Origin of the sequence: Microbacterium testaceum (genome assembly GCF_001476655.1) — a bacterium.
GTDB classification, from domain to species: domain Bacteria; phylum Actinomycetota; class Actinomycetes; order Actinomycetales; family Microbacteriaceae; genus Microbacterium; species Microbacterium testaceum_C.
This window is the reverse complement of the sequence record NZ_LDRT01000166.1, coordinates 1-8,142: the sequence shown is the minus strand read 5'-3', so window position 1 is coordinate 8,142 and position 8,142 is coordinate 1. Positions and strand designations below refer to the sequence as shown.

The window sequence follows — 8,142 nt, the reverse complement described above, 5'->3', positions numbered from 1 at the left end:
GCCGCACGGCCGGAGCGCCGGGACCACGCCCGGCCGCTCGAGGCGCCGCACGCGCCCCCGAGCGTCCGGCGAAACGAGAACGCCCCGCGGCCGGAGCCACGGGGCGTTCGAGGGAGCGCGCTCAGCGAGCGGCCGAGCCCACCGCGATCGCCTGGGCGATCGCTATGGGTGACGCAGCCTCCGGCGGATATCAGCGCGCGGCCGAGCCTTCGACGTAGTCGCTGTCCTGCTGCTTCCACGCGAAGAGGCCGCGAAGCTCCTTGCCGGTCGCCTCGATGGGGTGACCCTGCTCCTTCTCGCGGAGCGCGAGGAACTCGGGGGCGCCCTTGTCCTGGTCGGCGATGAAGCGCTCGGCGAACGCACCCGACTGGATGTCGGCGAGAACGGCCTTCATGTTCTCCTTGACGTCGGGCGAGATCACGCGGGGTCCGGAGACGTAGTCGCCGTACTCGGCGGTGTCGGAGATCGACCAGCGCTGCTTGGCGATGCCGCCCTCCCACATGAGGTCGACGATGAGCTTGAGCTCGTGCAGCACCTCGAAGTAGGCGATCTGCGGCTGGTAGCCCGCCTCGGTCAGCGTCTCGAAGCCGTACTGGACGAGGTGGCTCATGCCACCGCAGAGCACGGCCTGCTCGCCGAAGAGGTCGGTCTCGGTCTCTTCGGTGAAGGTCGTCTTGATGACGCCGGCGCGGGTTCCACCGATGGCCTTGGCGTACGACAGGGCGGTGTCCCAGGCCGAGCCCGAGGCGTCGCGCTCGACGGCGATGATGTCGGGGATGCCGCGGCCGGCGACGTACTCGCGACGCACGGTGTGGCCGGGGGCCTTCGGGGCGACGAGGATGACGTCGACGCCCTCGGGGGCGTCGATGTAGCCGAAGCGGATGTTGAAGCCGTGCGCGAAGGCGAGGGTCTTGCCCGCCGTGAGCTTGTCCTTGATCGAGTCGGCGAAGATCGAGCGCTGGTGCTGGTCGGGTGCCAGGATCATGATGACGTCGGCCCACTCGGCCGCGTCGGCGACGTTCTTGACCTCGAAGCCGTCTTCCTGGGCCTTCGCGGTCGACTTCGAGCCGTCCTTGAGGGCGATGACGACCTCGACACCCGAGTCGCGCAGGTTCTGCGCGTGGGCGTGACCCTGCGAGCCATAGCCGACGATCGCGACCTTCTTGCCCTGGATGATCGAGAGGTCGGCGTCGTCGTCGTAGAAGATCTCTGCCATGAGGATGTTTCTCCTTGAATCGTGGCCCCGCACAGGGGCCGCTGGTGAGTGGAAGTAGAGGGGTCTCAGCCGCGCAGGACGCGCTCGGTGATGCTCTTGCCACCGCGACCGACCGCGAGCAGGCCCGACTGCGCGAGCTCCTTCACGCCGAACGGCTCGATGGCCTTGAGGAACGCGCCGACCTTGCCGGAGTCGCCCGTGATCTCGATCACGATCGCATCGGGTGCGTAGTCGACGACCGAGGCGCGGAAGAGGTTCACGACCTCGAGCACGTTGGAGCGGGTGGCGTTGTCGGCGCGCACCTTCACGAGGACGTGCTCGCGTTGGACGGATGCCGCGGGGTCGAGCTCGACGATCTTGATCACGTTGATCAGCTTGTTGAGCTGCTTGGTGACTTGCTCGAGCGGGAGGCCCTCGACGTCGACGACGACCGTGATGCGCGACAGACCCGGCACCTCGGTCACGCCGACCGCGAGGGATTCGATGTTGAACCCGCGACGGGCGAAGAGACCGGCGACACGGGTCAGCAGACCCGGCTTGTCCTCGACGAGGAGGCTCAGAACGTGACGAGACATCTCAGTCCTCCTGCTCGGCGAAGGCGGGCGAGTGATCGCGCGCGTACTGGACGTAGCTGTTGCTGACGCCCTGCGGGACCATCGGCCACACCATGGCGTCGGCGCTCACGACGAAGTCGATCACGACGGGACGGTCGTTGGTGTCGAGCGCGAGCTGGATCGCGGCGTCGATCTCGTCTTCCTTCTCGACGCGGATCGCGAGGCATCCGTAGGCCTCGGCGAGCTTGACGAAGTCGGGGATGCGACGCGTGCCGTGTCCCGTGTTCAGGTCGGTGTTGGAGTGGCGGCCGTCGAAGAACAGCGTCTGCCACTGGCGCACCATGCCCAGCGAGGAGTTGTTGATGATCGCGACCTTGATCGGGATGTCGTTGATGACGCAGGTCGCGAGCTCCTGGTTGGTCATCTGGAAGCAGCCGTCTCCGTCGATCGCCCACACCGCGCGCTCGGGCTGGGCCACCTTGGCACCCATGGCGGCGGGCACGGCGTAGCCCATCGTGCCGGCGCCGCCGGAGTTGAGCCACGCGTTGGGACGCTCGTACTTGATGAACTGCGCCGCCCACATCTGGTGCTGGCCGACGCCGGAGGCGTAGACGCCCTCGGGTCCGGTCATCTCGCCGATGCGCTGAATGACGTACTGGGGCGAGAGCAGACCGTCCGAGGTCGGGGTGTAGCCGAGCGGGAACTCCTCGCGGAGGCCGTTCAGGTACGTCCACCACTCGGTGTAGTCGTGCGGGTGCTCGGCGTCGGCGGCGCGGAACGCGGCATCCAGGTCGACGAGGACCTCTTTGAGGTCGCCCACGATCGGCACGTCGGCCGTGCGGATCTTGGAGATCTCGGCGGGGTCGATGTCGACGTGCACCACCTGCGCGTTCGGGGCGAACAGCGAGGCCTTACCCGTGACGCGGTCGTCGAAGCGCGCACCGAGCGACACGATCAGGTCGCTCTCCTGCAGCGCGAGCACGGCGGGAACCGTGCCGTGCATGCCGGGCATGCCGAGGTGCTGCTCGTGCGAGTCGGGGAACGCCCCGCGCGCCATCAGCGTGGTCACCACGGGGGCGCCCGTCGCCTCGGCGAGCACCTTCAGCTCGGCCGACGCGTTCGCGCGGATCGCCCCGCCGCCGACGTAGAGCACGGGCTTCTGCGCGGTGGCGAGCAGCTGGGCCGCGGCCTGGATCTGCTTGCCGTGCGCCTTGGTCACCGGGCGGTAGCCGGGGAGGTCGATCTTGGGCGGCCAGACGAACGGCGCCTCGGCCTGCTGCGCGTCCTTCGTGATGTCGACCAGAACGGGACCCGGGCGGCCGGTCGAGGCGATCTCGAAGGCCGCGGCGATCGCGCCGGGGATCTCCTCGGCCGTCTTGACCAGGAACGAGTGCTTGGTGATCGGCATCGTGATGCCGACGATGTCGGCCTCCTGGAAGGCGTCCGTGCCCATGAGGGTCGAGAACACCTGACCGGTGATGCACACCAGGGGCACCGAGTCCATGTAGGCGTCGGCGATCGCGGTGACGAGGTTGGTCGCTCCGGGACCCGAGGTCGCGATCGCGACGCCGACCTTGCCGGACGCCGCCGCGTAGCCTTCGGCGGCGTGACCGGCGCCCTGCTCGTGACGCACGAGGATGTGGCGGACGTGCTCGTCGTCCATGAGCGGGTCGTAGACGGGCATGATCGCCCCGCCCGGAAGACCGAACACATCGGTGACGCCGAGCAGGTCGAGCGAGCGGACGACCGCCTGCGCCCCCGACATCACGGGCGCCGGAGCGGTGCGGGCGGGCGGCCGGGGCACGGCCGCCGTAGGGGAATCGATGGACATGGGAGTACCTCGAGAACCGGGAGAAGGTGAGAAGGGGATGGCCGTCAGCCCGTGACCGCGCCCTCCGCGGCGGAGTGCACGAGCTTGGAGTACTTGGCCAGAACGCCACGGGTATAGCGCGGGGGAAGCGGTTCCCAGCCGTCACGGCGGGAACTCAGCTCGGCCTCATCGACGATCAAGTCGAGAGTGCGAGCGGCGATATCGACCCGTATCAGATCACCATCGCGCACGAATGCGATAGGACCTGCGTCCACCGCTTCGGGAGCTATGTGGCCGATGCACAGGCCGGTTGTGCCGCCTGAGAATCGTCCGTCCGTCAACAGTAGTACATCTTTTCCGAGCCCCGCGCCCTTGATGGCCGCGGTGATCGCGAGCATCTCGCGCATGCCGGGGCCGCCCTTCGGGCCCTCGTAGCGGATGACGACGACGTCGCCGGCGGCGATCTCGCCCGCTTCGAGGGCGTCCATCGCGCCGCGCTCGCGCTCGAAGACGCGGGCGGGACCCTCGAACACGTTGCCGTCGAAGCCGGCCGACTTCACGACGGCGCCCTCGGGCGCCAACGAGCCGTGCAGGATCGTGATGCCGCCGGTCGCGTGGATCGGGTCGTCGAACGAGTGGATGACCTTGCCGTCGACGGGGTCGGGGTTCAGGTCGGCCAGGTTCTCGGCCAGGGTCTTGCCCGTGACGGTCAGTGCGTCGCCGTGCAGGAGCCCCTCGTCGAGCATCGCCTTCATGATGACCGGGATGCCGCCGTGGCGGTCGACGTCGTTCATGACGTACTGCCCGAAGGGCTTCATGTCGGCGACGTGCGGGGTGCGGTCGCCGATGCGGTTGAAGTCGTGCAGGTTCAGCTCGACCTCCGCCTCGTTCGCGATCGCGAGCAGGTGGAGCACGACGTTGGTCGAGCCGCCGAGCGCCATGGCGAGAGCGATGGCGTTCTCGAACGCCTCCTTGGTGAGGATGTCACGCGTCGTGATGCCCTGACGCAGCAGGTGGACCACGGCCTCGCCCGAACGGTGCGCGAAGTAGTCGCGGCGGCGGTCGGCCGAGGGCGGGGCGGCGGAGCCGGGGAGGCTGAGGCCAAGGGCCTCGGCGACCGACGCCATCGTGTTGGCGGTGTACATGCCGCCGCACGCGCCCTCACCGGGTGCGATCGCGCACTCGATGCGCTTGAGGTCGGCCTCGCTCATCTTGCCCGCGAGGCACGCGCCCACGGCCTCGAACGAGTCGATGATCGTGACGTCCTTCTCGGTACCGTCGCTCAGCTTGACCCAGCCCGGGGCGATCGATCCCGCGTACAGGAAGACGCTCGACAGGTCGAGACGAGCGGATGCCATGAGCATGCCCGGGATCGACTTGTCGCAGCCGGCGAGCAGCACGGAGCCGTCGAGGCGCTCGGCCATCATGACCGTCTCGACGCTGTCGGCGATGACCTCGCGCGAGACGAGCGAGAAGTGCATGCCCTCGTGGCCCATCGAGATGCCGTCGGAGACGGAGATGGTGCCGAACTGCAGCGGGTATCCGCCGCCGGCGTGAACGCCCTCTTTCGCGCCCTGCGCGAGGCGGTCGAGGCTGAGGTTGCAGGGGGTGATCTCGTTCCAGCTCGACGCGATGCCGATCTGGGGCTTGTCCCAGTCCTCGTCACCCATGCCGACCGCGCGGAGCATGCCCCGCGAGGTGGTGGCTTCGATGCCGTCGGTGACGACGCGACTACGGGGCTTGATGTCGAACTCGCCGGTGTTCGGATTCTGCGGTGCGGGCATCCTCGCAGTCTATTGCGCGCTCGTGACGCGCCGTTGCGCCACGAGTGTCGATTGTCTGATTAATCCGTGTGCGCGCGGCGCAACCTCGCCACGTCCTCGAGGACTGCGACGAGCGCGTCGATGTCGTCGACACGCAGCGCCGCCGCCGTCTCTCCCTCACCGACACGGATGCCGAGATCACCGGCGCCGAGCGAGCGCAACGCATCCTCGTCGGTCACGTCGTCCCCCGCGAACAGCACCGCCGAGGCATCCACACGCTCCCGCAGGTGCGCGATCGCGGAGTCCTTGCCCTCGTGGCGGAACGAGAACTCGAGGATGTCGTAGCCGGTGCGCCGGCGCCACGCCGGTGCCTCGGCGGCGACGAGGTCGTCGGCCAGCGCGCGGGCAGCGCGTGTGGTCTCGGCATCCGCTGTCCGGGTGTGGATGCCGAAGCCGTACTCCTTGGGTTCCATCCACACGCCCGACATCTCGGCGGTGCGGCGGGCGACCTCGTCCTGCAGGCGATCGCGCAGAGCAAGGTCGGCCGTGTCGTCGTGCGCCGCCTCGATGCCGCTGCCGGGCACCCAGAACTGCGCGCCGTGCGAGCCCGCGAGCCAGATCGGCGAGTCGTCCGTGTGCTCGGCGATCTCGCGGAGGTGCCCGAGCGACCGACCGGACACAAGGGCCACGACGGTACGCGGCACGGCGATGAGGTCGTCGAGGACCGCGCGCGCGGCGGCGGTCATCCGCGCGGTCATCGGCTCATCGACCAGGGGCGACAGAGTGCCGTCGAAGTCGAGGGCGATCAGGAGTCGTTCCGTCGTCGCGACAGCTTCGATGGTCGCGTCGGCGGCGGTCACTCGGAGTCCTCTTCGTCGGAACCCGCCTCTACCTCGACGGCCGCGGCAGCGCTGGACGCACGGTCGTGGAAGGTCGACAGCGCCTCGAGGAATTCTCGCGACCAGTCCTCCACGTCGTGGTCCCGGACGCGCTTGCGGAGGGCGCGCATGCGACGCCCCTGTTCGCTCGAGGGCATCTCGAGCGCGCGGACGATCGTGTCCTTCAGCCCGTCGATGTCGTGCGGGTTGATGAGCAGGGCGCTGCCCATCTCGTCGGCCGCTCCCGCGAACTCGCTCAGCACGAGCACACCGCGATTGTCGATGCGGCTCGCGACGTACTCCTTCGCGACGAGGTTCATCCCGTCGCGCAGAGCGGTGACGAGCATGATGTCAGCGGCGAGGAAGAGGGCCACCATCTCTTCGCGCGGGTACGACTGGTGCAGGTAGCGGATCGCGGTGTGGGTCGTGGTGTCGTGATCGCCGTTGATGCGGCCGACGGTCATCTCGATCTCGTCGCGCAGCTGCACGTACGCCTCCACACGTTCGCGGCTGGGGCTGGCGACCTGCACGAGAGTGGCGTCTTCGACGGTGGCGCGGCCGTCCTCGAGCAGCTCGCCCCAGGCCTTCAGGCGGTGGCGGATGCCCTTGGTGTAGTCGAGCCGGTCGACGCCGAGAAGGATCTTCCGGGGATTGCCGAGACCCTCGCGGATCTCTTTCGCGCGCTTCTGGATCTCGGGCTTCTGCGCGAGCTCGATGTACGACTCCGCATCGATGGAGATCGGGAACGCCTTCGCGAGCGCGACGCGCGTCCCGCCCTCGCCGTCGGGGACCAGGATGCCGCTGGCCTTGGTCTCGAACCGCAGCTGACGCCGCACCGCGCGGGCGAAGTTGCCCGCGTCCGCCACGCGCTGGAACCCGATCACGTCGGCACCCAGGAGTCCCTCGAGCACCTGCTTGCGCCACGGGAGCTGCGAGTACAGGCCGTAGGCCGGGAAGGGGATGTGGTGGAAATAGCCGATCGTGAGGTCGGGGCGGAGCTCGCGCAGGAGCTTGGGCACGAGCTGGAGCTGGTAGTCCTGCACCCACACGATGGCGTTCTGCGAGGCGGCTGCGGCCGCAGACTCCGCGAAGCGGCGGTTCACACGCACGTAGGCGTCCCACCAAGCGCGCTTGTAGGTGGGGGCGGCGATGACGTCGTGGTAGAGCGGCCAGATGGTGTCGTTGGAGAAGCCCTCGTAGTAGTTCTGCACGTCCGACGCCGAGAGGGCGACCGGCACCAGGTGCACGCCGTCGAACTCGAACGGGTCGAGCTCGACATCGGGCTGGCCGGCCCACCCGACCCATGCACCGTCGGCACGACGCATCACGGGTTCGAGGGCGGTCACCAGGCCGCCCGGAGAACGGCGCCACCCCTCACCGTCCGGGGTGCGGTCGACGGGGAGTCGGTTGGCGACGACGACGAAATCGGCCTGGGTCACAGGTCCTCCTCGGGGATCGTCCTCAGGCTAACAGCGGCTCTCGGCGACGCAGGAGGGTGGACGAGATGCGATAAACGCTGTCCATGCCGAGACACGCGGCAAGACGGCGTGTTTCGCCACAAGGAGCGTTTATCGGTGACGGACGGACGCGTGTCAAGACACGGCACCCGGTCCAGTGCATCGGTAGGTTGGGCGCATGCGCCAGTACATCTTCGGAACGGGTCTCCTCAGCGCCATCACGGGTGGCATCACGCTTCTGCGAGCGCTGCGCAACGACGAACCCTTCACCTGGCGCACCGCCCTCGCGTGGCTCAGCTGGGGGATCACGCTCGCGCTCGCCATCGGCTCGGTCGTCGACACGCGCCGCGCCCGCCGCGGCCGCGTCATTGCGGGCGACTCCCCTGTCGCCAAGAAACAGCAGAAGCTGTTGAAGAAGCGTCTCGCGCGCTGAGCCCGAATGACGAACGGATGCCGCGACCTCG

General features: G+C 68.6%; 7 protein-coding genes. 1 reads left to right on the top strand and 6 read right to left on the bottom strand.

Annotated features, from left to right (window positions below; genetic code table 11):
* Window positions 1-190: 190 nt before the first annotated feature.
* The 6 genes from ilvC to NS220_RS17515 form a co-directional block, all read right to left on the bottom strand.
* Complete coding sequence (gene ilvC / locus NS220_RS17540; protein ID WP_058625276.1) at window positions 191-1,216, bottom strand: ketol-acid reductoisomerase; 1,026 nt, start codon at window positions 1,214-1,216, stop codon at window positions 191-193.
* 65 nt (window positions 1,217-1,281) lie between these two features.
* Window positions 1,282-1,791: an acetolactate synthase small subunit gene (gene ilvN, locus NS220_RS17535; RefSeq protein WP_058625275.1), complete on the bottom strand. Its 510-nt coding sequence runs from the start codon at window positions 1,789-1,791 to the stop codon at window positions 1,282-1,284.
* A 1-nt stretch (window position 1,792) separates the two neighbouring features.
* Window positions 1,793-3,601, bottom strand: coding sequence for an acetolactate synthase large subunit (locus tag NS220_RS17530; RefSeq protein ID WP_058625274.1), 1,809 nt, complete (start codon window positions 3,599-3,601; stop codon window positions 1,793-1,795).
* Window positions 3,602-3,645: 44 nt separating this feature from the next.
* The gene (ilvD, locus tag NS220_RS17525; RefSeq protein ID WP_058625273.1) at window positions 3,646-5,364 is read right to left on the bottom strand and encodes a dihydroxy-acid dehydratase; all 1,719 of its coding nucleotides are present in this window, start codon (window positions 5,362-5,364) and stop codon (window positions 3,646-3,648) included.
* 59 nt (window positions 5,365-5,423) lie between these two features.
* Window positions 5,424-6,203, bottom strand: coding sequence for a trehalose-phosphatase (gene otsB, locus NS220_RS17520; RefSeq protein WP_081323254.1), 780 nt, complete (start codon window positions 6,201-6,203; stop codon window positions 5,424-5,426).
* A complete protein-coding gene (locus NS220_RS17515; protein ID WP_058625272.1) occupies window positions 6,200-7,660 on the bottom strand; it encodes an alpha,alpha-trehalose-phosphate synthase (UDP-forming) in 1,461 nt (486 codons plus the stop codon). Before NS220_RS17515 ends, otsB begins: the two co-directional genes overlap by 4 nt.
* Window positions 7,661-7,856: 196 nt before the next feature.
* Here NS220_RS17515 and NS220_RS17510 point away from each other — a divergent pair, with 196 nt between their 5' ends.
* On the top strand, window positions 7,857-8,111 hold the full coding sequence (locus tag NS220_RS17510) for a hypothetical protein (RefSeq protein WP_013586276.1): 255 nt from the start codon (window positions 7,857-7,859) through the stop codon (window positions 8,109-8,111).
* Window positions 8,112-8,142: the final 31 nt, after the last annotated feature.